Source organism: Pseudomonas sp. CAM1A, assembly GCF_047501685.1.
In the GTDB taxonomy this organism is placed as follows: Bacteria; Pseudomonadota; Gammaproteobacteria; order Pseudomonadales; family Pseudomonadaceae; genus Aquipseudomonas.
Genome location: NZ_JBFNXP010000049.1, coordinates 1 through 704, shown reverse-complemented (window position 1 = coordinate 704; position 704 = coordinate 1). Strand labels below are relative to the sequence as shown.

1 protein-coding gene is annotated in these 704 nt (G+C 63.5%); it reads right to left on the bottom strand.

Annotated features, from left to right (window positions below; genetic code table 11):
- Positions 1-704: calcium-binding protein (locus ABZO33_RS26825; protein ID WP_414538506.1), on the bottom strand; the 704-nt coding region annotated here is incomplete at both ends.

The window sequence follows — 704 nt, the reverse complement described above, 5'->3', positions numbered from 1 at the left end:
AGCAGCAAATCGTTACCTGAACCACCGGTAATGACGTTGGCACTGGCGTTGCCATAGCCGGTGAAGGCGGCGGCGCCGAGGTAGGTCAAGGCCTCGACCTCGTTACCCAGGCGGTAGGTGGTCAGGGTGGTGCGCACCTCGTCATAACCGCCACCGGCCAGCTCCGATACACCGGCATTGCCGTACAGATAATACACATCATCACCCGCGCCACCCTGGAAGGTGCTGGTGCCATAGCTGGTGAAGGTGTCATTGAACGCCGAGCCGAGCACGGCGGAAATGCCGGTGAATACATCGCCCTGGGCATCACCACCCACGCCCGTGCCACGCCCCGCGGTATCGACGTTGATGGTGATCGCCGCGGCAGAACCGGAGTAATCCAGGGTATCGAGCCCGCCGCCACCCTCGAAGGTGTGCGCGACGGCATCGCTGACGAAGCGGTCGGCCGCAGCCGAGCCACGGAACACTTCGATGCCTTCGAAGGTGTCACCGGCAGCGATACCGGTGTGCTCGCCGGTCTTGAAGTTCAGGGTGATGCCGGTATTGGTGTCGGCATAGGAAACGGTATCGACACCGGCCCCACCGACGAAGCGGTCACCGCCCGCGCCGCCGAGCAGCAAATCGTTACCTGAACCACCGGTAATGACGTTGGCACTGGCGTTGCCATAGCCGGTGAAGGCGGCGGCGCCGAGGTAGGTCAAGGC